This window comes from Paenibacillus sp. FSL L8-0708, from assembly GCF_038009325.1.
GTDB lineage: Bacteria > Bacillota > Bacilli > Paenibacillales > Paenibacillaceae > Paenibacillus_AQ > Paenibacillus_AQ odorifer.
Window position 1 is genome coordinate 6,441,208 of record NZ_JBBPBC010000001.1, and the last position, 23,179, is coordinate 6,464,386.

Annotated in this window: 23 protein-coding genes and 1 riboswitch; of the genes, 8 read left to right on the forward strand and 15 right to left on the reverse strand. The window is 43.8% G+C overall.

Translation table 11 applies throughout. The features are described 5' to 3' along the window. Positions 1–508: 508 nt before the first annotated feature. Both NYE58_RS30235 and NYE58_RS30240 read right to left on the reverse strand, forming a co-directional pair. Positions 509–1,180 (reverse strand): potassium channel family protein, encoded by a 672-nt coding sequence (locus NYE58_RS30235; RefSeq protein WP_036679808.1) that lies wholly within the window; start codon positions 1,178–1,180, stop codon positions 509–511. A gap of 13 nt (positions 1,181–1,193) precedes the next feature. After that, positions 1,194–2,552, reverse strand: a complete 1,359-nt coding sequence (locus tag NYE58_RS30240; RefSeq protein WP_249267754.1) for a TrkH family potassium uptake protein — start codon at positions 2,550–2,552, stop codon at positions 1,194–1,196. A 62-nt stretch (positions 2,553–2,614) separates the two neighbouring features. Further along, a riboswitch (cyclic di-AMP (ydaO/yuaA leader) is annotated at positions 2,615–2,792 on the reverse strand. A gap of 320 nt (positions 2,793–3,112) precedes the next feature. Here NYE58_RS30240 and NYE58_RS30245 point away from each other — a divergent pair. Next, entirely contained in the window at positions 3,113–4,789 is a 1,677-nt protein-coding gene (locus tag NYE58_RS30245; protein ID WP_339169666.1) for a CPBP family intramembrane glutamic endopeptidase, read from the forward strand. A gap of 88 nt (positions 4,790–4,877) precedes the next feature. Here the strand turns inward: NYE58_RS30245 and uvrC are convergent, their stop codons facing one another. Beyond that, on the reverse strand, positions 4,878–6,830 hold the full coding sequence (gene uvrC, locus NYE58_RS30250) for an excinuclease ABC subunit UvrC (protein WP_282580007.1): 1,953 nt from the start codon (positions 6,828–6,830) through the stop codon (positions 4,878–4,880). A gap of 121 nt (positions 6,831–6,951) precedes the next feature. Beyond that, positions 6,952–7,269, reverse strand: coding sequence for a thioredoxin (gene trxA, locus NYE58_RS30255; RefSeq protein ID WP_036679814.1), 318 nt, complete (start codon positions 7,267–7,269; stop codon positions 6,952–6,954). 354 nt (positions 7,270–7,623) lie between these two features. Here trxA and NYE58_RS30260 point away from each other — a divergent pair, with 354 nt between their 5' ends. Then, complete coding sequence (locus NYE58_RS30260; RefSeq protein WP_094902239.1) at positions 7,624–7,782, forward strand: YqzM family protein; 159 nt, start codon at positions 7,624–7,626, stop codon at positions 7,780–7,782. A 424-nt stretch (positions 7,783–8,206) separates the two neighbouring features. Here NYE58_RS30260 and dnaI read toward each other — a convergent pair whose 3' ends face one another. The 3 genes from dnaI to NYE58_RS30275 all read right to left on the reverse strand — a co-directional run bounded on the left by dnaI (position 8,207) and on the right by NYE58_RS30275 (position 11,257). After that, positions 8,207–9,163, reverse strand: coding sequence for a primosomal protein DnaI (gene dnaI, locus NYE58_RS30265; protein ID WP_341003787.1), 957 nt, complete (start codon positions 9,161–9,163; stop codon positions 8,207–8,209). Positions 9,164–9,181: 18 nt separating this feature from the next. Continuing rightward, positions 9,182–10,720: a DnaD domain protein gene (locus tag NYE58_RS30270; RefSeq protein WP_076184760.1), complete on the reverse strand. Its 1,539-nt coding sequence runs from the start codon at positions 10,718–10,720 to the stop codon at positions 9,182–9,184. 240 nt (positions 10,721–10,960) lie between these two features. Then, entirely contained in the window at positions 10,961–11,257 is a 297-nt protein-coding gene (locus NYE58_RS30275) for a YuiB family protein (RefSeq protein ID WP_036685224.1), read from the reverse strand. A gap of 373 nt (positions 11,258–11,630) precedes the next feature. On the opposite strand from NYE58_RS30275, the gene hemQ reads away from it, so the two are divergent. Next, a complete protein-coding gene (hemQ, locus tag NYE58_RS30280; protein WP_076218134.1) occupies positions 11,631–12,389 on the forward strand; it encodes a hydrogen peroxide-dependent heme synthase in 759 nt (252 codons plus the stop codon). 67 nt (positions 12,390–12,456) lie between these two features. Here the strand turns inward: hemQ and NYE58_RS30285 are convergent, their stop codons facing one another. Both NYE58_RS30285 and NYE58_RS30290 read right to left on the reverse strand, forming a co-directional pair. Continuing rightward, the gene (locus tag NYE58_RS30285; RefSeq protein ID WP_076218133.1) at positions 12,457–12,735 is read right to left on the reverse strand and encodes a hypothetical protein; all 279 of its coding nucleotides are present in this window, start codon (positions 12,733–12,735) and stop codon (positions 12,457–12,459) included. Position 12,736: 1 nt separating this feature from the next. Beyond that, positions 12,737–13,930: an NAD(P)/FAD-dependent oxidoreductase gene (locus NYE58_RS30290; RefSeq protein ID WP_036685230.1), complete on the reverse strand. Its 1,194-nt coding sequence runs from the start codon at positions 13,928–13,930 to the stop codon at positions 12,737–12,739. A gap of 331 nt (positions 13,931–14,261) precedes the next feature. Here NYE58_RS30290 and NYE58_RS30295 point away from each other — a divergent pair, with 331 nt between their 5' ends. Beyond that, a complete protein-coding gene (locus NYE58_RS30295) occupies positions 14,262–15,236 on the forward strand; it encodes an NAD(P)/FAD-dependent oxidoreductase (protein ID WP_076184831.1) in 975 nt (324 codons plus the stop codon). A 132-nt stretch (positions 15,237–15,368) separates the two neighbouring features. Here the strand turns inward: NYE58_RS30295 and NYE58_RS30300 are convergent, their stop codons facing one another. After that, positions 15,369–15,512: a sporulation histidine kinase inhibitor Sda gene (locus NYE58_RS30300; RefSeq protein ID WP_036685584.1), complete on the reverse strand. Its 144-nt coding sequence runs from the start codon at positions 15,510–15,512 to the stop codon at positions 15,369–15,371. A gap of 315 nt (positions 15,513–15,827) precedes the next feature. Further along, positions 15,828–16,490, reverse strand: coding sequence for a YheC/YheD family protein (locus NYE58_RS30305; protein ID WP_076218131.1), 663 nt, complete (start codon positions 16,488–16,490; stop codon positions 15,828–15,830). A 333-nt stretch (positions 16,491–16,823) separates the two neighbouring features. On the opposite strand from NYE58_RS30305, the gene NYE58_RS30310 reads away from it, so the two are divergent. Further along, positions 16,824–17,033 carry a hypothetical protein gene (locus NYE58_RS30310; protein ID WP_036685233.1) on the forward strand — a complete coding sequence of 70 codons (210 nt, stop codon included), beginning with the start codon at positions 16,824–16,826 and terminating at the stop codon, positions 17,031–17,033. A 480-nt stretch (positions 17,034–17,513) separates the two neighbouring features. Here the strand turns inward: NYE58_RS30310 and NYE58_RS30315 are convergent, their stop codons facing one another. Beyond that, positions 17,514–17,966: a GNAT family N-acetyltransferase gene (locus NYE58_RS30315; RefSeq protein WP_076128052.1), complete on the reverse strand. Its 453-nt coding sequence runs from the start codon at positions 17,964–17,966 to the stop codon at positions 17,514–17,516. A gap of 107 nt (positions 17,967–18,073) precedes the next feature. Beyond that, on the reverse strand, positions 18,074–18,433 hold the full coding sequence (locus NYE58_RS30320; protein ID WP_036685235.1) for a HesB/IscA family protein: 360 nt from the start codon (positions 18,431–18,433) through the stop codon (positions 18,074–18,076). A 458-nt stretch (positions 18,434–18,891) separates the two neighbouring features. Here NYE58_RS30320 and mqnE point away from each other — a divergent pair, with 458 nt between their 5' ends. After that, positions 18,892–19,998 carry an aminofutalosine synthase MqnE gene (gene mqnE, locus NYE58_RS30325; protein ID WP_036685236.1) on the forward strand — a complete coding sequence of 369 codons (1,107 nt, stop codon included), beginning with the start codon at positions 18,892–18,894 and terminating at the stop codon, positions 19,996–19,998. A gap of 51 nt (positions 19,999–20,049) precedes the next feature. Next, positions 20,050–21,111 (forward strand): NAD(P)/FAD-dependent oxidoreductase, encoded by a 1,062-nt coding sequence (locus NYE58_RS30330; RefSeq protein ID WP_076277563.1) that lies wholly within the window; start codon positions 20,050–20,052, stop codon positions 21,109–21,111. A 409-nt stretch (positions 21,112–21,520) separates the two neighbouring features. On the opposite strand, the gene NYE58_RS30335 is transcribed toward NYE58_RS30330, so the two are convergent. Further along, a complete protein-coding gene (locus NYE58_RS30335) occupies positions 21,521–21,775 on the reverse strand; it encodes a YuzB family protein (RefSeq protein ID WP_036685247.1) in 255 nt (84 codons plus the stop codon). A gap of 81 nt (positions 21,776–21,856) precedes the next feature. Between NYE58_RS30335 and NYE58_RS30340 the strand changes: the two genes are divergently transcribed. Then, a complete protein-coding gene (locus NYE58_RS30340; protein ID WP_036685249.1) occupies positions 21,857–22,105 on the forward strand; it encodes a NifU family protein in 249 nt (82 codons plus the stop codon). 158 nt (positions 22,106–22,263) lie between these two features. Here the strand turns inward: NYE58_RS30340 and NYE58_RS30345 are convergent, their stop codons facing one another. Further along, positions 22,264–23,130, reverse strand: coding sequence for a MetQ/NlpA family ABC transporter substrate-binding protein (locus tag NYE58_RS30345; protein WP_036685252.1), 867 nt, complete (start codon positions 23,128–23,130; stop codon positions 22,264–22,266). Positions 23,131–23,179 lie beyond the last annotated feature (49 nt).

Below are 23,179 nucleotides of genomic sequence, written 5' to 3' on the forward strand. Positions count from 1 at the left end.
CTAGTGATCTCCAAATGAGGCAATAAGTGAAGCACTTATAGCGTAATTAGGGAATTTCTCCCTGAAGTTCAGAGATTTCTGTTCAGCAGACTTAAAATTAGGGAAAACTTCCCTAATTTTCGGCCGATTCAGTAACTAATAAAGGAATCCCTCTGTTTATTAGGGAGGAATTCCCTAATGTCGTTCATTTAGAGCGAATAGTGGCTATTTTCAGGGAGTTTTTCCCCAACTAGTTTAAAACCCACTCTGTACATCGCACAAACAAAGAACACATATCGCTTTACGCCACACATATTTCACCGTCACAGATACCACAAATCATCTAATTGCAAGCCGTACGATAACCACACCTAGCAAGTCGCGCACCGACCAAACCAACATTATAGAACACTACGCATGGTCCATAGTCATATGGCATATTAAAATCCAATACGTTTCCTACTCTTTACTCCATAAAAAAGAAGCTGCCCCCAAGTAGAATTCACTACTTTTGAGTCAGCTTCTTTTCCTATGATTCTTGGTTCACAACTTCACTCTCAAAACGGTCAATACTTTCATTAGGACCAATGAGTACCATAACATCGCCTTCACTTAAATAATCATGGGCAGTTGGAGCGACGATTATTCCGCTTTCCCTATTTAGGGCAACAATACTGCAGCCATATTTAGCTCTTGTATTTAAATCAGACAAGCTTCTGCCGTTCATGCAGGACGGTACGGTCAGCTCGACAATTTTATAATCCTTGGACAGTTCAATATAATCCAGCAAATTGGGCGTCACCAGCTGATGTGCCACACGAATCCCCATATCCCGCTCCGGAAAAATAACCCGATCAACCCCCAGCCGCGACAGTGCGCGGCCATGAAGGATAGAGATTGCCTTAGCCACCACTTGCTTGACTCCAATCTCCTTCAACAAAATGGCCGCCAGAATGCTTCTCTCCATATTGTCACCAATCGCAACAATCCCACAATCAAAGTTCCGTACACCAAGCGAGCGCATAATTCCCTCATCTGTAGCATCTGCTACTACCGTATGCGTCAGCTGATCGCTCATTTCCTCCACGCGTTCTTCATGGTGGTCAATGCCGAGCACCTCGTAGCCCATTTCCATCAGCTCAAGCGCCAGGCTTGAACCGAAGCGACCTAAGCCGATTACTACAAATTGCTGTGCTTTCATTTCTAATTAACTCCTATCCAATAATTATTTTACCTTCCGGATACTTATACAGTGGTTTACCCTGTTTGGGACCGAGTGCATACGCTAAGGTTAGTGGACCTAGCCGACCTGCAAACATCGTCAGACAGAGTAGAATCTTACCGATCGCTGACAGTTCCGGAGTTAGCCCCATAGTCAGTCCTACCGTAGCAAAGGCGGAGGTCGTCTCAAACAAGATTGCCAAGAAATTACTGTCTTCAGTTGTGGAGAGTATCATCGACACAGAGGCGATTAACAACAAAGCCAGCAGCGTGATCGTTAATGCCTTGTAGATGCGCTCCTGAGCCAGCCGATAACGGAACAACACAACATCTTCCCGTCCACGCAGCATAGCAATTACAGCACCAATCATCATCGTAAAGGTTGTTGTCTTAATCCCCCCGCCCGTTGAGCCCGGAGAAGCACCAATAAACATAAGAATCACTATAAAAAATTGTGTAGCCTGCCGAAGTCCAGCAATATCTACTGTGTTCGCGCCAGCCGTACGGGGAGACACGGATTGAAAGAAGGCCGATAATATTTTACCGCCGAAATTCAGTGAACCCAGGGTACGAGTGTTAGTAAACTCAAATATAAAAATAACCAAAGCTCCGATCAGAATCAGCCCTGTACTGGTGGACAGGACAACTTTACTATGTAGAGACAGCCTGCGGGTTACCCGAAACTCCACCAGATCTGACATTACAATAAAACCAATCCCGCCGGAGACAATCAGAAACATCACAATAATATTCACAAGCGGATCATATACATAATCAGTTAAACTGCGAAAATCCCCAAAAATATCGAACCCCGCATTATTAAACATAGACACCGCATGAAATATGCCATAATAAATCGCTTTTCCCAACGGCATATCAAAAGCCCAGCGAATAGACAGCAGCACAGCGGCACAGCCTTCTATGACAAGAGAATATATGAGGACTCTCCGGATCAGTCGCACAATTCCTTCCATAGAGCCTTGATTCATGGCTTCCTGTAGGATTAGCCTGTCCCGCAAAGATATTTTACGCTTTAACACCAGTGAAAATAGAGTGGCCATGGTCATAAAACCTAAGCCGCCGATCTGGATCAGAATCATAATTACGGTTTTCCCAAAAATGGTGAACGAAGTTCCGGTATCCAGCACAACAAGCCCTGTAACACAGGTTGCCGACGTTGAAGTAAATAATGCATCAATAAATTCCACGGAATTCCCGCTTGTGCTTGAGATGGGCAGCATAAGCAGCAGGGCCCCTATCAGAATGATCGATGCAAAACCAAGCACCAGTATCTGCGGCGGCGAGAGCTTCAGAAACTTAAATTCAGAAATCCTGCGAAACTGTGAAGCCACTTTGCTCACCTTCTTATCAAAAATTCCAACAAAAAAAGCACTGGAAAACCAATGCTGACTTGGTTCCTGCAGTAAATTAGCCTACGAGGTTAGCTGTCGGATTCGGACTGTGCAGGCTGCCCTATTCGTTCCCAGAACGAAATTCACCCCTGATGAAAGTGCCATTTATCGTGTACACTCCACTTTTCATCACTTCTTATGGTTCCCCCGTTTTCACCAGAAATTCGGCTACTATACAATTGCATACAAATTATATACGTTATTTAGTGAATTCACAAAGACACAATTAATGCTCATTCACATGAAAAAATGCGGTTTAAAGAGACTGCATCAAAAGGAGTGCCTTTTCTCATCACTTTTCCGTGTTTTCCCTGCAATTACACCGATTCTCATCATTCGTGCAGAAATGAACACGATAAAATTCATGGTATAAATTCACATGACTATTCTATACTATCTCTATTACCCATAAAAAGAACATATAATGTTTTTTGTAACCAACCAGGCACTAATACTATAATGGAACATAACATTGTCAGTACATAACAAGGAGGCGTTACATGAATCCCGTCGGCCAGCCCTTACAGCAACGTGCCCTCTCCAAGAGGCTCATCATCTCGGGCATTATCGGTCTTATTCTATTTATTATGTTTCAGATTTCCCCTTCACTGCTTAGTAGCCCTACAGGTGAAGATACCACCGTCATTAGCAAGGCAGAAGCCCGTGACCAAGCCATATTATTTGCAGAACAAAAGCTCAACTACACCGAAGCACCAAACGATCAATGGAATGTACTTTACCAGACGGACTCTTCCTTTTATGGCTATATGTCTCGCGAGAAGCTTGTGGAGGACTACACCAAGAAAAAATTGGATCAAAAATATCCTTTTGATGTCTTTCGGGCAACGCTTACTCCTTCAGCGGAGCAAGAGCCGCAAATCATCGTTGACCTCAATATGTATAACGGTAAGATTGTCGCTTTCTCAAAGGCTGCAAAAGTTACCTCCGAAGAGGGGTCAGGCATCGCTTCCGTTGGTGCAAAAGAGGACAAGGGAGCTGACCTCACTCTAGCGCAGAAGGAGAATCTTGCTCGTCCTTGGCTTCAGGAATGGGAAGTAAATCCTGCCAAGCTACAAATTGAATCGAATACAGGAAGCCATGGGCTAGTGTATACGGATAGTACTGTTCAGGTCGGCGAATCCTTATTGCACTATTATTTTGATTTCAGTGGAGAGCAGGTATCCAGCTTTAATGCCGGATTCACTGCACCGGCTTGGCATACCTCCTACGTACAAGGACAGACCTCTTTAGCGGAAAAGCTAACATTATTCGGTTACGGTATACCCACACTGATTTTAGGAATTCTGGCACTCGTCTACAGTATTCTTAGAAGAGAGCATACTTCCTTTAAACGTGGAGTATTCCTAAGCTCAGCCTATTTTGTAATCATGATGATCAGCACCTATAATATGCTGCCTGAATCAACGGGCGAAGGGCTAGAAGCACAGATTACCTCTGTCATTATGTTTATCATTTATGCTTTGTACAGCCTGCTGATGTCCTCCTTGCTCTACTTCTCTTTAGTGGGCGGCAATGGCCTATGGCGAAAAGAGGAAGGCATGAACCCTTGGCCCCGCGCCAAAGAGCCCGGCTACGGACAATATGTGTTGGACAGTATCCGGGCTGGATACATCTGGGCTTTCGTTCTGCTAGGGGTGCAGACGGTTATGTTCATCATATTATCGTTTACCTTGCACAATTGGTCTACTACAGACGCCACCCAATCTCCTTATAACATGAGATATGCTTGGCTTCTGCCTATCGTCGCATGGCTCGCTGGTTTATCTGAGGAAGCCATTTATCGCTTTTTCGGAATTCCTATGCTGAAAAAGGTGTTCCGGAACACTTTTATCGCTTGCTTGATCACCACGCTGGTTTGGGCGTTTGGCCATACGTTATATCCGATCTATCCCATCAGCTCCCGTCCCATTGAGCTGACTGTAATCGGGCTGCTGTTCAGCTATATTTTCCTTCGTTACGGGTTTATTGCTGTCATGTTCAGCCACGTCGTGTTTGACAGCATCCTGATGGGCGCTACGCTGATCTTTATGAAGGAGAGCGTAAATGTAGGAGCGGGTATCTTCGCGATTATTATGCCGTTCATAGTCGCTTACATCGTCTATCGATTTAATCCACCACAGAAGCCTAAGCCGGTGGAGCCTTCTTCTTTGATTTAAACTAATGTGAAGACGTAATGAAATTAAAAAAGGGCATCAAAGCCGTTTTAGTCGCTGCTTTGATACCCTTTTTCTTTTGTCACCATTGCTATGAGGTTGGCTCTTCATCCTTGAGCGCATCAAGAATTTGTTTTGCCAGCTTTTCTCCAATAGAAAGTGTACGGAAATCATCCACGGAGGCTTCTTTAATTTTCTTAAGCGATCCGAAATGCTTTAGCAGCGCTTTACGGCGCTTCTCACCTATACCAGGTATAGAGTCCAGCTTGGAGGTAACCATGGACTTCCCGCGCTGTTCACGGTGGAAGGTGATCGCGAACCTATGGACCTCATCCTGAATCCGCTGCAAAAGGTAAAATTCCTGACTGTCCCGGGCTAGCGCGACAGGCTCTGGCGGATCTCCAACCAAAAGCTGAGCCGTCTTATGCTTATCATCCTTAACAAGGCCGCAGACCGGAATGAATAATCCCAGCTCATTCTCCAGAATATCAATAGCAGAGGAGATTTGCCCTTTCCCTCCATCGACCACGATAAGATCCGGTATCGGAAGATTCTCCTTCAATACCCGCTCATATCGCCGCCGAATGACCTCGCGCATCGTTCCATAATCATCCGCACCCACCACCGTACGAACCTTATATTTACGGTACTCTTTTCGTGCAGGCTTGCCATCAATGAAGACAACCATCGCTGAGACCGGATTAGTCCCCTGAATGTTCGAGTTATCGAACGCCTCAATACGGCTCAAGCGTTCAAGCCCCAAGCTCTCGCCTAAGCTGATCGCTGCTCCAGAGGTACGCTCTTCATCCCGTTCAATCAGCCGGAATTTCTCGTCGATAGCCACTCTTGCATTTTGACAAGCCATGCCAACCATCTGCTTCTTAAGACCGCGTTGTGGCACAAGCACCTTAATGCCCAGCCACTCCTGCAGAATGGAGGCGCCGCCAGCGGCATCCACGATCCCTGCTGCCGCAGCTTCCTCCGCCGCCGTCGCACGTGCCTCAGCCTCTTCAGCCGATTCAGGAGTATCTTCACCCTGTTGTAAATCCGCTTCTGCTGGAGCAGCTATGGCGATCTCGGGTTTAGTCTCTTTATTAGCCAGAGACTCCTCATCGAGCACATCCGGCAGCAGGATCTCCTGCGGCAAAGCGGGATTATCACTATAATACTGCGTCACATAAGACATAAAGTCACTGTAGGCTTCACCATAGAACGGGAACACGGAGGAATGGCGCTGAATCATCTTCCCTTGTCTCATGTACAGAATCTGTACACACATCCATCCCTTGTCTACAGCATAACCAAATACATCCCGGTCCTTAGTATCTGTAGTGTTGATCTTCTGCTTCTCCATTAATGCATCGATATGGATAATCTGATCCCGCAGTTCCTTCGCCCGCTCAAAATATAATTCCTCAGCAGCTTCCTGCATTTTTTGCTGTAAATCCTTTTTGACCGCCTCATGACCTCCGCCTAGAAAAGCAGCGATGTCCTGCGTAATCTGCTCATACTCGGATTTCTGAACCTCCTTCTCACACGGTGCCAAACACTGGCCCATGTGATAGTAAAGACAGACCTCCTTTGGCATCACGCCGCATTTACGAAGCGGGTACATACGATCTAGGAGCTTTTTTGTCTGCTGAGCAGCATAAGCATTAGGATAAGGGCCAAAATATTTTGCTTTATCTTTAATCACCCGGCGTGTAACCTCAAGGCGCGGGTGAGTTTCATTCGTTATTTTTATATAAGGAAACGTCTTGTCGTCTTTCAAAAGCACATTATAACGCGGCATATGTTTCTTAATCAGATTACACTCTAGAATGAGCGCTTCCATGTTACTGGACGTAACGATATATTCGAAATCAGCAATATTAGCGACAAGCCGCTGCGTTTTACCATTATGACTGCCTGTAAAATAAGACCGCACCCGATTCTTAAGTACCTTCGCTTTGCCCACATAAATAATAGTGCCTTCCTGATTCTTCATCAGATAGCAGCCAGGCAGATCGGGTAGTAGTGCCAGTTTATTGCGGATATTGTCCAAAATGATCCCCTCCAGCTAAATTGGACCCATGATTAGTTGGCATTCAGCACACAAAACGCCTCCGGAATGAACCGAAGGCGCTGAGTGGCAGGGCCGAGGCCCGAACAGTAGCATCTATCAATTATTGATGTTTTGCTACGATATTTTTCAGGGATTCTTTGGAGTTCAGTCCCACAACTTTATCTACCGGTTGACCATCTTTGAAGAAGATCAGAGTTGGGATACTCATAACACCAAAACGGGAAGCCGTTTCCGGATTCTCATCCACATTCAATTTTGCAATTTTCACATCGTCTCCGAGCTCTGTGGACAATTCATCCAAGATTGGAGCGAGCATTTTACAAGGACCACACCAAGGAGCCCAGAAGTCTACTACTACAGTACCTTGACCTTCCACTTCGTTACTGAAGGATTGGTCAGACACGTTCACGATAGCCATGATATTGTTCCTCCTTTAAGTTTTGCGAAGCATTACGCACATCTTAAGCCAAAGCTTAGTTCATGGAAGCTGCTCCGAAATATGAGTTAATAAATTGTTTCATGTAATATGATAACCAAATTACCACTTACCGACACATTACAAGTATAACATATCTTTATGGGATATGTGAAATATCACTCGCAATTATATTGCCTTCAATGTATTTTTTTTGCGTACTCTTTTCTTTACAACCTCCCCAGCATTTCGGTATACTTAAAGAAAGCGCATTAATTGTCAATGACTTATTTCATAAACAAATGTCAATTTGCATCTAATAATACAGGGCTTTGTCCCTGTAAGGAGGCAGAAACTATGGATGTTAACGCGCAAGTACGGGACCCACGAGAACATATCAACGAAGAACCCCGCAATGATCTTGGGGATTTAATGACCGGATTTTTCGGAATGACCACGTTTATGACGGTTGTCTTTTTCGGAATGGTCATCCTTAAGTTTATTCTCTCGGAGTAAAGGAATCATCGCACAATAAAAAGAAGCTGTCTCAAAAGTAGTGAATGCTACTTATGGGGCAGCTTCTTTTTTTGAGAATAATGAGGGAAAACCTCCCTGATTATAGCCGATATTTGCTATAAATCAACGGAATCAGGGAATTCCTCCCTAATAATCGGGAGAATATCTATTTTCGCTGACGAATCAGTTCATTTTTAGGGAGACTTTCCCTAATTATCGATCAGATTCAGTATGCCCGCCAGATGCTGCAACCCGAAAGTGTGTTTGAACAAGTGAAAAACAATCAGGACTTAAGGCGATCCTGCTTCGTAGCAGGGAGAAAGCGGCGTTTGAGTTCGAATAACTAAAAAAACGAAGAGCAGCGATCCTCCAATAAAAGGGGGATCACTGCTCTTTTGAATTTTACATTATGAATATTCCAGGCTTATCTATTGGCCCCTCGTTGATTTTCCCCATGCAGTGGAAGAACATCCACAAAAGGAGCAATGCGATCCATTAGTCGTTGGCCTTTATAGACCTCTTCACCATCTTTGCTCGTAAAGCTAAGATGTTTCTCCAAGCCATCCAACGGATAATTCGAGGTGTAGAAGGTTGGTTTGCGGTTCATCCGATAATTCAAGATCGCCCCAAGTACATGATCACGAGCCCAAGGATTCAAATTTTCCGCACCAATGTCATCAAAAATAAGTAAATCGCAGTTTTTCATCGTATCAACAGTTTCCTTCATCTTCTGGCCATCCATCATGATCGATTTCAAGTCCTCTATAAAGTCTGGCATGTATACGATCACTCCGGTATATCCAGCAACAGCAAGCTCATGCAGTAAATAACACATCAAAAAAGTTTTGCCTGTTCCGAAAGAGCCATGTAAATAAATGCCGCGTGAAGTCAGGCCTTCCTCTTTAACATTCGTGATATAATCAAATATTTTATTCACAGCCGAGACCCGGCGCGGGTCTTTGCCCATAATATCTATCTCATCATAACCGCCGTTAAGTACACGCTCGTCCACATAAAAGCTACGAATACGTTTGCGGATGTTATCCTGATTATCTTGTGCCACTTTAAGCCGGCATGCCGTCTTGCGTTCATATAGATCCACTGAACCATTCACAGTTTCTACCGTTAGTTTACTATAATGGCCAGGAAAATCATTTGGACACTTCTCTAGTCCTGGGCAGTTCGCACAGTTTCGGCTTTCCTCTACATATTGATACAGGCGACTCATATGAAGCCGCAGTCGTGATTCGTCCAGTTCAGGATGTTCGGACTGTAATGCCTTCACAAGTGGATGATTGAATAACCCCTGTTCAAGATCGCGTTGACGCTGCTGTAGAGTTGGATTGTTGATCGAACGAAGTACATCGCCCATTGACTCCATTGTTCCACCTCTCTTTCATTAAGGCGTTTGCGATACGCCTTTTTTCTTACTGGCTTTAATTTCTGCCGCTTTCTTCATCATCGCCGCGAATTCCTCTTCCGATACTGTTCCGGCACTTCCATCATCCAGCACAATCGGAATTTCCGGTTTATTGGATCGGCCTGTATTTTTGGCATAAGAACGTGATCGTGTTCCTCCAGCCGTATTAGCCGTTGTCCCCTTGCCCTTCACTTTGGACTGATCTCTAATATATCTTACAGCCTTCTCGTAGGTGTTCACTTGTTTAACCAGCATATTGGAGGCGATAGCCTCTACAAAATTGCGGTTCATCCGCTGTTCTCCACCCGAGGCTACCATAGTCATTAAATAATGAATGAGTACATTAATTACTTCACCGCTCAGCTTATAGTTCAGATCTATTTTCTCGAACATATCCATCAGATGGCTGGGTACTGCACCCGGGAAAAAGGTTTGTAGCAGTCTTGTATAAGGTTCGTTCCGCAGCATCATATTATATTGGTGAATGTCACACTTGGACAAAAATTGTGGCGGTACTTCTACATAAAACTCCATCTCAACAGATTGCTCTGGTGGTGCTATAGAATCATCATTCTCTTCGGTCGCACTGGACCGGATAGAAACAACTTTCGCAGCTGCAATTTCACGTTTTTCCTGTCGTTTCATATCTTGCCTGAAATGTTGGCTCGCTTTATATTGCAACGCATCCAGCATGACCTCGCCCTCCGGTGAGAACACTCCATCCTCATCCAGCAAACGACATAAATCCTGCGGACTCAGTTCGTATTTATGAGCAACATAGTTAATTACACCCATTTGAGTATGGTCAAAGCGCAGTTTTTCTACATGAGCCCGATTCACAGACTCCCGTGGAAAACGCAAAATAATGTCACTATATCCGATTGCCTGCTCTCCGGATTCAAGCGTGCCGGGCTGTCGAACAGAGGCTACCTCTGCCAAAGCTTGCTCCAGCTCATAATCAATGACATGTGTATTAAGTTGAAAAATATCATAAAAAGGCACGGAAATATTCTCTTTGCCTATAGATCTGCGACTCCACTCTTCCGGCTCGCGATTCCAGAACTGTTCCCGTAAGGACAGCACAGCAAATTTGCCAATTTTATCACGTAACAGCAAGGTTAAATGCTGAGTGGCAAAAAAGTCGGCTGGCGATAGCGGCGGCATTAGCTCATATTCATATAAATAATCATCTGTTTCCGGCACATAGATTCGACAGGTCTGCAACAGACCCACTGCTTCTAACCGGGAAGCCTGATCAATTAAATATTTGCGGCCTTTCTCATTGGGTTCAACACCCAAAGTCATAAATAGCCTGCGCTGTTGCTCCACTCCAGAATAGCCAATGCTATCTGCTGGCACATGTTCAACCAGCAAGCGATAGAAACTGATTGCAAAGGCTCCTACCATAGGTTGATATACAGAGCTAAGCATACGTCCATCTATAACACTAAGACCAAATTCGCGGGAAACGCAGTACCGATGATGTTCGGTGAAATGATGTAAGTTACTCATCCGCATCTACGGATACCCCCTTGTTTACACGAATTCATACAGGATTCTATTCTATCACAAATTAACATAGCGAAAATGTAAATAAAATCCCAATTTCGACTCTTTTCGCAATATAATCAACTTCTTCTTACGAATATCTACCTCTATTAAACAAGAAGAAACGGCTTCGCCGTCCTCTAAAGAGGAAGGTATCCCGTTTCTCGCAGAAATATAAGACTGATTCATAACATAGGCTCTTTCAAATCTTTAAAACATCTTGTAACCGCCAAAGCGCAGCTTTTGAATGGTCCATCCACTAAGTATAGCACCTGCAAGACCAGCGACACCTGTAAGATAATCAACAAAGTGGAAACTGGAGAGATGCTCCCAGAGCGACATCGCGTTTCTATCCCAAATAGAATAGATTACGACGGGTAGAATAATAAGTACGAATAGATAAGCGGGAAACCAGGTTGTCTTCATTAGCATGTTAAGAATAAAGCCGATACCAAACATCATCACAAAGAATAAAACGGCTAGGATAAACACTGGAATAAATCCCATCTTACCGTCTCCACCCCTTTCTATAAAGAAGCGCACATCTTTTACAAGCTAGTAGTAAGTTTACTAGAAAAAATGTCACGAAGCAATGAACTTTATTCAAATTCACGCACTAATTCGCACACTTAGAGGATGCCTCCGTTTGCTCTTGGCGGCTTGATTGCGATACAATGCAAGTAGATTAATCAGATCATACATAGCCTATGAAGCAGATGCTTCGTAAGACTAAGTTTATGCTTCAATTGCGAGTTTTACGCGATGTTATTTTGGGCGAGGCTTATGCTTCGTAAAACTAAGCGTTTGCTTTCGAAGCAAGTTTTACGCGATGTTATTTCAACGAGGCTTATGCTTCGTAAAACTTTTAAGGAGTGAGATCATGATCGAAGCCGCTTTGACACTGGAAGGCTGGTATGCACTGCATGACTTCCGCTCTCTGAACTGGACCGCTTGGACGGCAGCAGATGATGAAGAACGTGCCGTTGCCCTGGAAGAACTACATGCTTTTATGCAGGAATGGAGCCCTGTTGAGGAAGCTAAAGAAGGCAGCACCGCAGTATACTCCATAGTGGGCCAAAAGGCCGATTTTGTAATGATGTTTTTGCGCGAAAACCTAGAAGCTTTGAACCAACTTGAGACCGCCTTTAACAAAATCGCTTTTGCTCAATATACAACCAAAGCTTATTCATATGTAAGTATTGTTGAATTAAGCAACTACGCTGCTGGTGGCAGTGGCAGCGACGGCAGCGACCCTATGCAGAATCCGCATGTTGCCGCACGTCTAAAGCCTATTTTACCGCAAGCGAAACACATCTGTTTCTATCCTATGAACAAAAAACGCGAGCTTGCCGATAACTGGTACATGCTTGATATGGACAAACGCCGGGAGCTCATGGCTTCACACGGGTTAATTGGACGTTCATATGCAGGTAAAGTGAAGCAAATTATTACCGGCTCCGTCGGTTTTGATGACTGGGAATGGGGCGTGACTCTGTTCGCTGAAGATGCACTGCAATTCAAAAAGCTGGTATACGAAATGCGTTTTGACGAAGTAAGTGCCCGCTACGGCGAATTCGGACCTTTTTATGTCGGCAATCTGCTGACTGAAGAATCTTTTGAAGAAATGCTCAAGCTGTAACAACAAAAAAAGGGTGTGTCTCCAGTTCGCATGGAGACACACCCTTTTTAACTGCCATATTATTAGATTAAGACACCGAAGTTCCTGGATCCTCGTCTTCGTTATCCTCATCATCTTCACGTAAACTTTCCAGATATTCAGCCGTGGCCCGATCCCGAGCGCGCCCTTTATCCTTCAGGCGTTCGATACCAGGGAGAATGAGCAGATCAATTTCCTTCTGAACGATATAAGCCAGATCATACTGGTTCTGATCCTCCAGATAAGATCCAACCTCTATCAGTCCGTTATAACGGTCCAATTCTTCACGAGTCAGCAGTCCGCGTACCTGTACGCTGCAATGGCGCATCTTATAAGAATCTTCCTTTTTTCAGAACCAGCGGAATTCCGCCGATAATGAACAAGTAGCGCATATCTACAACTTTTTTCAACTGAGCTGCAGTCCAGCCCTTGTAAGTTTTGCTGCCTACTACAGCGATTCCTTGGCCTTTGCCTAGGGAAGCTACGGTTCCTTTATTGCTGAATGCGAATTTCTTCGGCTGTTGATTGCGGATTGCCGCCACCAAATTATGCGCACAGCATTCACCCTGCTGCATAGCAATTTGAGCGGTTGGCGGGTAAGGGCGTCCTTCCGGATTAATCATAAGGGAGCCATCACCAATAATGAAGATATTCTCTTGGCCCGGTGCACGTAGATATTCATCTACCTTCACGCGCCCACGCATAGCTTCAAATCCGGCAGCCTCAATAAGACGATTGCCACGGATTCCGCCTGTCCAAATAATTGTGGAGGCTTTGATTTCTTCGCCTGATGCCAGAATTACCCCGTTTGGCAGACACTCCTTGATCGCAACACCCATCTTGAAGGTAACTCCCTTTTTGGTGAGCAAGTCCATCGCATACTCGACAAGCTCAGGAGCAAAACCAGGCAGTGCTGTCGGAGCAGCCTCTACGTTATATATATTAACCATACTTGGATCAACGTCATATTCTTTACACAGTCCAGGGATACGGTCAGCTAATTCAGCTACAAATTCGATACCGCTAAAGCCGGCACCACCGACAACAAAATTAATATGCTCCTGAGCATTGTTCTCGTTCTTGTACTTAGCGAATTGATATTCAATATGCTCGCGAATTAAACGAACGGAATTGATGCTCCGGATTGTCAGTGCGTATTTATCAAGTCCAGGAATACCAAATGTTTCAGGCTCTCCACCTAAAGCAATGACAAGATAATCGTACGATAGGGTACCATCCTCCAAAATAATCTTTTTCTGCTGAGTACGAATTTCCTGAACAGATGACTTCACGAGGTCGATCTTGAATTCATCGATTAGTTTCGAAATGGACACCCGAGTGTGTTCAATACTGTCCGTACCCGCCGCAGGCATATGTAGATGGGTAGTAAAATAGTGGTACTCGTGACGGTTTACAAGCGTGACATCCGCTTCATTATAATTCAAAGCCTTCTGCAAGCGCTGTGCGGTCAAAATACCCCCATAGCCCGCGCCTAAGATAACGATTTTGGGAATACTACTCATGTTCCGGCTCCTTCCAAGAGGTAAATCTGTCTTTGTATTTTTTATTGAAACAATGTACGGTCCTTTTTGTGAATTTATACACTTATATTTAGAAGAAATTCCAATCAAACTTGAAGCATTTCTAAATTGACCATATCCATTGTAAACCTTAGTGTAGCATTAATCAAACATTAAAATACTAAAAAACGTCACACTTTTATTGACTTCTAAAGTCTTTCTTTGCAGGTATGTGTCACAATGATTATAATAAGTAGGTACACAAGTATGGCAAAATGAATATATCAACTCGGAGGTGTAATATCCCGTGACCCAAGAGCAATCCAGCGTTCCTATGAGCGACCTTTTAATCATAGGTGGCGGGCCAGCTGGCATGTTTGCCGCATTTTACGGCGGAATGCGTCAGGCATCAGTAACCCTTATTGAAAGTATGCCCCAATTGGGGGGACAACTTGCTGCCCTTTATCCAGAAAAATACATTTATGATGTGGCAGGTTTTCCAAAAATAACAGCACAAGAATTGGTCGACAACCTGTCTCGGCAAATGGATATGTTCCAATCCAATATCCGGCTGGAGGAGAAAGTGATTTCTGTTCAAAAACGGGACGAACGTCATTTTGTGGTTACAACCGATGTAGCCGAATACCACAGTAAGGCGATCATCATTACAGCTGGTGTAGGTGCATTTGAACCTCGTCGTTTGGAATTACCCAACGCTGGACGTTTTGAAAAAGCAAACCTCCATTATTTTGTAAATGATCTAAATGCCTTTAAAGATAAAAAAGTTCTGATCAGCGGTGGCGGTGACTCTGCAGTTGACTGGGCGCTCATGCTGGAACCCATCGCTGAACAGGTAACCCTGATTCACCGCCGGGATAAATTCCGTGCGCATGAACATAGCGTTGAGAACCTGATGGCTTCCAAGGTTAACGTAGTTACCCCTACTGAAATTACAGAGCTGCATGGTGATGAGTTCATTACCAAGGTTACATTGTCAAATATCAAGACCAAAGAAACTCAAGAAATTGAAGTGGACAGCGTTATTGTTAACTTCGGATTCATCTCTTCCCTAGGTCCTATTGCCGAATGGGGTATTGATATTGAGGGGAACTCCATTGTTGTTGACTCGCGTATGGAAACAAGCATTCCAGGCATTTTTGCTGCCGGCGATATCACAACTTATCCTGGTAAGCTGAAGCTGATTGCTGTAGGATTTGGCGAAGCTCCAACGGCTGTGAATAATGCTAAGGTGTACATTGATCCAGAAGCGAAGCTATCACCGGGTCACAGCAGTAATATGAAACTCTAAATCTATTAACACAATAAAAAAGGGTATTCTTACAGACCTGTTAATAACAGCCTGTGAGGATACCCTTTTATGTTTGTTTGTGCCTCGCGGTTTTATATATGTAGCCTGCTACAAAGTTATCCTTTGCGCTTTTTAATGAAGAACCGCATGTACTGGAGAGTGTAAGTTTCGTTTGCGAATTTCAACGAGTAGAAGAGCGATGAAATCATGCTCTAGTTGCAGCTCTATTGCTCTATGGTAAGAGTCAAGCAGCATCTCATCCGACAATTCAACCATAAACTTCATCTACCTTTCCTTTATTTGGATCTGAATCTATCATATCAAACTATCATTTTTCGAACAAGCGTTCGCGTTATCCACAAGTACATGTGGAAATCCTGTGTATAAAATGTGTGTAAGCGTTATAAAGGTACTAGCTACACAGTGGACTATGGGGATAATAGTTATACACAGGATTGAACCACTTGTATACAGCTAAAAATATATTTTTATTGTAAATAAATTACAATGTTATTTACCCCAAAAGAACGCAACTAAACGCAATTTTATCTTACTACTCTATTATCGTCAATTCTTAAAATAATTGTTAATTTATTGAGGTCTTGTATTAACCTCCAAAATCCATATTTTCCCCGAATAATCTACAGCATAATCAAAGCCCAGCTCACCTATTCCCGGAAAATGCCGTTCCATAATTCCGATACATACATGGGTTAGTCTCCGCATTTCTGCTTTCTTCGCTGAAGCTTTAATCCGCGGCAACGATCTACGAAGTCCTTCACGACATGATAGCATCGTTCCCCCTTTACAAAGATTGGTTACGAACAGACCTGGCCGAGCCAATCTCCCTACCATGGAGCGAAATTCCCAAACCTCACCATTCTTAACTACTTTGACCCGATAATCAATAGGCCGTCCACCGATTCTTGCAAGGGAAATCCCTTGTTGAATCAAATATCTGCGTCTTGCCTTCACAGTATTAAGCGCACGTCTCATGGTTCCAAAATCCTTGTAAATTCGAGTTCTGTCCATATAGGTGAATCCATAACCGCGACTATCCCGAAAAACTTTGATTACACCGTAACCTCCGCCACCCACAATAGGTTTAATGACAACATTTCCATATCTACGAAGCATTGCCAGGAGCGTTTCTGCCCTGTACCCCCTCGTCATTGGGATATAGGGTGCAACCCGAGCGTCGGTCAGCAACGCTTCTGTCTTCAGCCACTTACTGGCCAATTGTCTTCCTGCCATCGTCCTTTCCCTCCCTTCACAATCCAGCCTACCCTATACATTACTCAGAGAAGGTCTCGCCCTCTTGTATGATTGTCCGTGTAAGATGCCGCTCTTAGCAAAAAGGGCTTAGTGTTTAGCACAGCATCAGTCGACAGCGACAGGGTACAACCGCGGATTTTGTAGATTCAGTTCTCAATAAATTCGACATCAATATCTTAATGGATGAGTTCACTATAACTAGAATAATCTTCAAAATCGTTGTATTATTAATAGCGGTTACATTTTCAATTTCTACTATTATAGTGAGTACTAACAGAATCACTAAAAAGCACAGCGCGGGGAGGGCTCAGAATGGCACAGTTTTTTGAGGTTTTATATTGGGTAGCTATGCTTGGGATGTCCATTGTATTGGCTGGAACGACTATACTGATCTGCGCCATTGGCTTTAAATTTATTAAAGACAAACGCAGAGCACTGGGTACGGGCTGTATCGCCTTCTCCCTTGGAGCTGCAGCGCTCATCGTATTTATGATTAATTACAAGTTTATTATTCCAGCCTAATGTACGCAGGGGACTGCCTATAAACAGCTTACTTCTATGCACAGACGGTCCGACCCTCGCAAAAAAAACACAGAGCAGCGATTCTCCAGTTATGTGGAGAATCGCTGCTCTGTGTTTTTAAACAATAGCTATCTGCTTCAACAGTGTCGTTAACCATGAGCATTTCGGACCCAGATGACGTTATTTGCAGATTTTCAACCTTTGAGGCGTGGTTTCGGACTCCAGTGACACTATCGCTTAGAAAGAGTTTCATATTTACTGATTTTCATAGCAATAGCGGCAATGCGGTCCGTCGGCACCACAAATATGGGAAAATGTGGCATTTATGGTCATCTGTGTCCGATACATGGCTTGCGATACATGGTTAGCGATATATCGTTCGTGATACATGGTTAGCGATTTATCGTTTGCTTCCTATGTAAAAGAATAAAGAGCTACCCCAGCGGTCATTAAATGGCTTCTGAGAAACTCCCCTATTACTCATAAATCCAGCGACAGGCGTATCATATCTATGACTTGAATCCCATTTTCAAAGATTTCTTCACTGTAATGCCTAATAAAAAAATCTCTATCAATGCCGGTGATTCTGAATCCACATTTCTGATAAAGTGCCAATTGTCCAACACTCGAATTACCTGTGCCAATTTCAATGGTTTTTGCTCCAAGCAGCTTGGCATTCTGAATCGCATGGTTCAGCAGCTGTTTTCCTATACCTTGCCCGTGTTTATTTTCGTCGACGGCGATATTAACAATCTCTACAGTCTCCGGTCTTGTCTGCAGCACAACGTAGACTCCGATGATGCTGTTATCCACCTCAGCCACACAACATAACCCTCTTTGTAAATATCCGTTAACTAAGCTCTCCGAAGGATCTGCTAATAGAAGTAATTCTAATGGAGGCTGTTCACCAGCTTTTAATTTTCTGATTTCCATTTCCATTTCCGAACTCCTTGTGATGATTTTTGTCATTGAGAATAAAAAAAACTCCAAGCCTGTGTTGTTAGAATCCAACACGGGGCTTGGAGCCGTGATTGCTGTGATTAGCAAGGCTCTTCGTTCGGTTTTCCTGCATCCGTAGCTGTACGGAAGCTTGAGCCACAGCCACAGGTTGCAGTAGCGTTCGGGTTATTAATGGTGAAACCACCCGTCATGCCGGATTCTTCAAAGTCGATTTCGAGACCGTCCAGGTAACGAAGGTTCTCCTTCTCCACAACCACTTTCATGTCTTGAATGTCCATATATACGTCCTGATCGGTTTCATTATCATCAAAGCCCATAGCGTACGAGAATCCACTGCAACCGCCGGGCGTTACTCCAATACGGAGGAACATGTTCGGTACTTCTTGTTCAGCAAGCATCGCCTTTAATTGTTCTGCTGCCTTTTCACTAATATTAATCATGATCTCATCCTCCTACAAATTCGTCTCCCTTCATAAGCGGAAACTTATGTTTAAGGGACCTTCCGGCCAAAAGTTATTTCATAAAAATATAAGATAGTATAAGTGTTGCACCTATTCTTTATGTCTTATATTTCTCGCTTAAACGCTTATCAACTTTATAAGGATGCCAATGACGTTTATGCTTGATAAATTCAGTATAACCGACTATTCCGTTACCCTCAAGTCACAACTGTCTTAGGCATAACCCTTCACAGCAAAAAACACCATCAATATCAAGCTGTTGATACCCTTAGGAGAGTAGGTTTATAATAGGGAAGGCACTCTAAGTAAAAATTCGGAAATTTGTCACGGAGGCAAGCTCGCCTCTTTCTTTTTTAGAATGAACAGCTACCACTTGGGTACGTCTGGAATTTATCTTCGAGCAATCTGCTCGTAAACTTTCAGGAGGAAATCATAATATGTCTACTCTTTTTACCCCCCACACGGATGCCCGAATGGCGAACATTATTGATAAGGTTCGCAGCGGCGAAAGATTGAATTTGGAAGATGGCGTTTATTTATATCAAAGCAACGATTTACTTACCATTGGCCAGCTAGCGAATGAAGTCAATATCGCCAAGAATCACAACCGGGTATATTTTATCGAAAACATGAGTCTATATTTCACCAATGTTTGCGAATCGCACTGTGCATTCTGCAATTTCCGCAAAGATGATGGAGAAGAGGGAGCCTATACCCTATCCGGTCAGGAAATGGTGCAATATGTCGAACAGCATATCCACCCAGGCGTACGCGAATTCCACATTGTTGGTGGCCATAACGACAAGGTTCCCTTCCAATATTATGTGGATTCTTTAAAAGCTTTGAACGAACGTTTCCCTGAGGTTACCTTAAAAGCCTACACTGCGGCTGAAATTGATTTTTTCACCCGTATTAGCGGTTTGAGTATTCGTGAGGTACTGGAACAATTGCGTGCTGCTGGACTTAAAACACTCACCGGTGGTGGCGCAGAGATATTATCCGACCAATATCGTAAAAAAATGCGTGTAGACAAAGCTAATGTGGAAGAATATCTGGAAGTCCATCGGACAGCACATCAGCTTGGGATGAAGACCCATACCACTATGCTGTACGGCTCCATTGAATCTCATGAAGACCGTATCCGCCATATGATGCAAATCCGTGATTTGCAGGACGAAACCAATGGCTTTATGGTATTCATTCCATTGTCCATGCAGCCTAAGAATAAAAACGCTGGCATCATGCGCCGCAACTCTGCTTATGAGGATCTGAAGACCATTGCGATCAGCAGATTGATGTTGGACAATTTCGATCACATCAAAGCGTACTTCATTAACATTGGCCCTCAGCTTACTCAAGTCGCGCTGAACTTCGGTGCATCAGATGTGCATGGCACAATTCTAAAAGAACGTATCAGCCACGCGGCTGGCGCCTTAACACCGGAAGGTCTGACTCGCGACGAATTGATCTGGCTAGTGAAAGGTGCTGGACGAATTCCTGTCGAACGTGACACTTTCTATAATGAAGTTAAGGTATACGAATAAGAAGACTACCTGAGATTTGTTATCCCATATTGGAAAGGAAGTTCGGTCAGCATGAGAACAATACTCGTTCTTGGCGGTGGCTACGGCGGCCTAGCCTTAATTCAAGAATTACTCAATAATCATCTTCCTCATGATGTTGAAATTATCTTAATTGACCGAATGCCTTATCAAGGAATCAAAACGGAATATTATGCGCTCGCCGCAGGTACCGTAACTGATTATCACCTGCGCATTCATTTTCCGGTTCACCCCCGGCTTACTGTCCGGTACGGTGAAGTGAGTTCCATTGATTTGGAGAGCAAAATAGTCAGTATGGAGTCCGGTGAGATTGTATCTTATGATCTCCTAGCCATTGCTCTTGGATGTACCGACAATTACCACAACATCCCTGGTGCTGATCAATATACCTGCAGCATCCAGACCTTTGCTGGTACTCGGGAAACCTACCGCCGTTTAAATGATGTGAAGCCTTACGGAACGATAAACATCGTAGGTGGAGGATTGAGCGGTGTTGAATTAGCCGCAGAGCTTCGGGAAAGCCGTCCAGACCTTAACATCGCTATTCTGGATCGCGGTGAACGTGTTTTGTCTGCCTTTCCGGCAAAGCTGTCACAGTACGTAGAGGAATGGTTTCATCACCATCAGGTGCAAACGCTGGGACGAATCTCTGTATCTCATGTAGAGAAGGATTCGATTTTTAACGGTACCGAGGAAATCCTTTCAGATGTGACAGTATGGACCGCAGGGATTCAACCTGTAAAAGTAGTTCAAGATTTGAATGTGTCGAAGGACCGCGGTGGACGGATTATGCTGGATGAGTATTATCGTATACCGGATTATCCGGAGGTATATGTGATTGGCGACTGTGCCAGTCTGCCATTCGCACCAAGCGCACAAGCCGCTGGAGCACAGGGTGAGCAGGTAGCTCAGGTTATCCAAGCGACCTGGCGCAGTGAGACTCCCAAGCTTCATCCTATTCGCCTGAAGGGTACTTTAGGGTCACTAGGAAAAAAAGCAGGATTCGGACTTATGGGACAACGCTCCGTCAAAGGACGGGTTCCCCGCATCCTCAAGAGCGGAGTGCTCTGGATGTCGAAACGCACTTTAGGATAAGCCTATGATGGTTCATAATTATTAAAGGAAGCTACTCTCAGATAAACACGAGAGTAGCTTCCTTACGTTATTGGTGCGTATACCCTTCGGACTCAGATGACCTTATTCGCAAATTTTCAGCCTTTGAAGGAGAGTTTCGGACTCCAGTGAAGTTATTGCTTATAATGAGGTTCATTTATGCTGTTTTTCAGGTGAATAGTGACTATGGGGTCCGATAGCAATCCAAATGTAGGAAAACACTCAATATAAGGTCGCCTGAGTCCGGTGGCACCTTCACGGTAGCCCCTGCACTCTCCAATATGTTGCCTAATCGATCAAATTGGTGGATTTTGTTCAAGTAAGGTTCCAAAAAGAGGGAGCACTCCATAATTTAGATTATGGAGTGCTCCCTCTTTTTTTCTCGAGAAATTTAGTCAAGATCTATATTAAACCAAGCCTCAAGCTCTTTGATCTTGGCCTCAATTTTCTCTTCTAGCTCTGCAACAGTGTCTGCTGCAATAATGTCACCTTCAACCATGGCGAAAGGCATTAAATAACACTCTCCACAATTGTTCAGACATCCGTATTCAATGACATCATAATCTGGATTTTCCTCCAGCTTATGCATTAGCTTGTCTGTTCCGTGACCCATGTTACTGGAACAAAATTCAATAATTGGTCTCATGATGATCTCCCTATTCCGCCTAACCATTTTATTTTTTAACTTTTTGTACTATAATGAACTTACGAAAGGAGTGATTGAGAAATGAGTGAGAATGCACAAAGCACCGAAATGTATGATGAAGTACTAGAAGTGCTGGATAAGCTTCGTCCGTTCCTGCAGCGCGATGGCGGTGACGTAGAACTGGTCGATGTGGAAGACGGCATCGTTAAGTTGAAACTTATGGGTGCCTGCGGCAGCTGCCCAAGCTCCACGATCACCTTGAAAGCCGGGATTGAACGCGCCCTCCTTGAAGAAGTAGAAGGCGTTGAAGAAGTAGTTCAAGTATTCTAAATCCCGTTCAATAACCCTCCCGATTCTCCTGTATAGGAGATCGGGATTTTCTTATTATAGAGGATTTAACATTCTCTCACAACCTTAGAACATAAAACCCGCAAGCCAACTTGGCTGCGGGTTCTTGTTATGACTATAGACGAATTTAGCTTCATTCCTTAAAACGCTGGAATGATCGCACCTTCGTACTTTTCTTCAATGAAAGCTTTAGCTTCTGGAGAATTCAGGGCAGCAACCAGCTTTTTGATGGCTTCGGAATCTTTATTGTCTTGACGGGTTACCAAAATGTTAGCATAAGGGGAATCTACACCCTCGATGAACAATGCATCTTTAGTTGGCACAAGACCAGCGTCTAGTGCAAAGTTCGTGTTGATCAAAGCAAGGTCTACCTCATCCAGTTGACGTGGGAGCATAGCAGCTTCCAACTCAATGATGTCGAGATTTTTCTTGTTTTCAGTGATATCTGCTTTTGTTGCAGCAATGTTTGTATCATCTTTCAAGGTAATCAGACCATTTTTTGCAAGTAGGATTAGTGCACGGCCACCGTTAGTAGCATCGTTCGGAATGGCAACTTTTGCACCATCAGCCAACTCATCGATTGATTTGATTTTTTTGGAATAAGCTCCAAAAGGTTCAACGTGAACGGATGCAACAGAGACCAGGTCGGTTTTATTATTTTTGTTTTGGTCATCCAGATACGGTTGGTGTTGGAAAAAGTTAGCGTCTAACTCCTTCTCATCAAGCTGCACGTTAGGTTGAATATAGTCAGTGAATTCTTTGATTTCAAGTGTAATTCCATCTTTTTCAAGCAATGGAGCAATAGCCTTCAAAATTTCAGCATGAGGAACAGGTGAGGCACCAATAACCAATTTCACTGGATCTTTAGTAGGTTCACTTGTTGCTTCTGCGTTTGGTGCTGTTGTAGCAGCCGAGCTCCCAGCATTATTAGATGCATTGTTGTTACCGCAAGCCGCAAGCACCGCAACCAGTGTCAGGCTAAAAAATGTAAGTAGTACTTTTTTCATTGTAAATCCCCCTCTAATCTATATTTTGTATTGAATAAGGATATATATG

Bases quoted from the DNA above. Each gene is read 5' to 3' on its own strand.
- NYE58_RS30285 (WP_076218133.1), bottom strand. From the start codon at position 12,735: ATGCGCCATTGCAGCGTACAGGTACGCGGACTGCTGACTCGTGAAGAA.
- NYE58_RS30270 (WP_076184760.1), bottom strand. From the start codon at position 10,720: ATGCGGATGAGTAACTTACATCATTTCACCGAACATCATCGGTACTGC.
- NYE58_RS30320 (WP_036685235.1), bottom strand. From the start codon at position 18,433: ATGATTAATATTAGTGAAAAGGCAGCAGAACAATTAAAGGCGATGCTT.
- NYE58_RS30245 (WP_339169666.1), top strand. From the start codon at position 3,113: ATGAATCCCGTCGGCCAGCCCTTACAGCAACGTGCCCTCTCCAAGAGG.
- NYE58_RS30345 (WP_036685252.1), bottom strand. From the start codon at position 23,130: ATGAAAAAAGTACTACTTACATTTTTTAGCCTGACACTGGTTGCGGTG.
- hemQ (WP_076218134.1), top strand. From the start codon at position 11,631: ATGATCGAAGCCGCTTTGACACTGGAAGGCTGGTATGCACTGCATGAC.
- NYE58_RS30260 (WP_094902239.1), top strand. From the start codon at position 7,624: ATGGATGTTAACGCGCAAGTACGGGACCCACGAGAACATATCAACGAA.
- NYE58_RS30300 (WP_036685584.1), bottom strand. From the start codon at position 15,512: ATGGTTGAATTGTCGGATGAGATGCTGCTTGACTCTTACCATAGAGCA.
- NYE58_RS30340 (WP_036685249.1), top strand. From the start codon at position 21,857: ATGAGTGAGAATGCACAAAGCACCGAAATGTATGATGAAGTACTAGAA.
- dnaI (WP_341003787.1), bottom strand. From the start codon at position 9,163: ATGGAGTCAATGGGCGATGTACTTCGTTCGATCAACAATCCAACTCTA.
- NYE58_RS30235 (WP_036679808.1), bottom strand. From the start codon at position 1,180: ATGAAAGCACAGCAATTTGTAGTAATCGGCTTAGGTCGCTTCGGTTCA.
- NYE58_RS30290 (WP_036685230.1), bottom strand. From the start codon at position 13,930: ATGAGTAGTATTCCCAAAATCGTTATCTTAGGCGCGGGCTATGGGGGT.
- NYE58_RS30335 (WP_036685247.1), bottom strand. From the start codon at position 21,775: ATGAGACCAATTATTGAATTTTGTTCCAGTAACATGGGTCACGGAACA.
- NYE58_RS30275 (WP_036685224.1), bottom strand. From the start codon at position 11,257: ATGGGATTTATTCCAGTGTTTATCCTAGCCGTTTTATTCTTTGTGATG.
- NYE58_RS30330 (WP_076277563.1), top strand. From the start codon at position 20,050: ATGAGAACAATACTCGTTCTTGGCGGTGGCTACGGCGGCCTAGCCTTA.
- NYE58_RS30315 (WP_076128052.1), bottom strand. From the start codon at position 17,966: ATGGAAATCAGAAAATTAAAAGCTGGTGAACAGCCTCCATTAGAATTA.
- trxA (WP_036679814.1), bottom strand. From the start codon at position 7,269: ATGGCTATCGTGAACGTGTCTGACCAATCCTTCAGTAACGAAGTGGAA.
- mqnE (WP_036685236.1), top strand. From the start codon at position 18,892: ATGTCTACTCTTTTTACCCCCCACACGGATGCCCGAATGGCGAACATT.
- NYE58_RS30295 (WP_076184831.1), top strand. From the start codon at position 14,262: ATGAGCGACCTTTTAATCATAGGTGGCGGGCCAGCTGGCATGTTTGCC.
- NYE58_RS30305 (WP_076218131.1), bottom strand. From the start codon at position 16,490: ATGGCAGGAAGACAATTGGCCAGTAAGTGGCTGAAGACAGAAGCGTTG.
- NYE58_RS30310 (WP_036685233.1), top strand. From the start codon at position 16,824: ATGGCACAGTTTTTTGAGGTTTTATATTGGGTAGCTATGCTTGGGATG.